Origin of the sequence: Paraburkholderia oxyphila NBRC 105797 (genome assembly GCF_000685075.1) — a bacterium.
GTDB classification, from domain to species: Bacteria; Pseudomonadota; Gammaproteobacteria; order Burkholderiales; family Burkholderiaceae; genus Paraburkholderia; species Paraburkholderia oxyphila.
Genome location: NZ_BAYD01000307.1, coordinates 1 through 608, shown reverse-complemented (window position 1 = coordinate 608; position 608 = coordinate 1). Strand labels below are relative to the sequence as shown.

Genomic DNA, 608 nt, shown 5'->3' with positions numbered 1-608 from the left:
CCCCCGGCATCCCCGGACAGGATCGCGTCGGCGAGCGCGGCCTTCCGTTCCTGCATGGCGACGATTTTTTCTTCCACGCTGCCGGCCGTGATCAGCTTGTAGACGAACACGGGCTTGTCCTGTCCAAGACGGTGTGCGCGGTCGGTGGCCTGGTTCTCGACGGCCGGATTCCACCACGGATCATATTGGATGACGGTGTCGGCCGCGGTCAGGTTCAGCCCCACGCCTCCAGCCTTCAGGCTGATGAGGAAGAGCGGCACCTCGCCCTGCTGGAAGCGGCGGACCGGGGCCGCACGATCGACTGTCTCGCCGGTCAGGACAACGTAGGGAATCCCGGCCCTGTCGAGTGCGGAAGCGATGAGATCGAGCATGCTGGTGAACTGCGGGAAGAGCAGGATGCGGCGACCTTCCTCAATGAGTTCAGGCACCATCTCAGCAGGCGGTGCTGCACCGCACAAGCGTGTCCAGCCGCGGCCAAGAATGCCGGCCACGAATAAACCCGCAAGCACCCTCATTCGTCCATGACGAGCTTGTCTGGATCGTCGAAGGTCCGCATCGCGATCCATCCGGACATCGTGAAACCGATCCCGGCGAGCAGCGCAATCAAC

The 608-nt window shown here is 63.5% G+C and carries 1 pseudogene; it reads right to left on the bottom strand.

From position 1 onward, the window contains the following. Positions 1–431, bottom strand: a pseudogene (locus BO1_RS56125) (DEAD/DEAH box helicase); the annotation flags it as partial. Positions 432–608 lie beyond the last annotated feature (177 nt).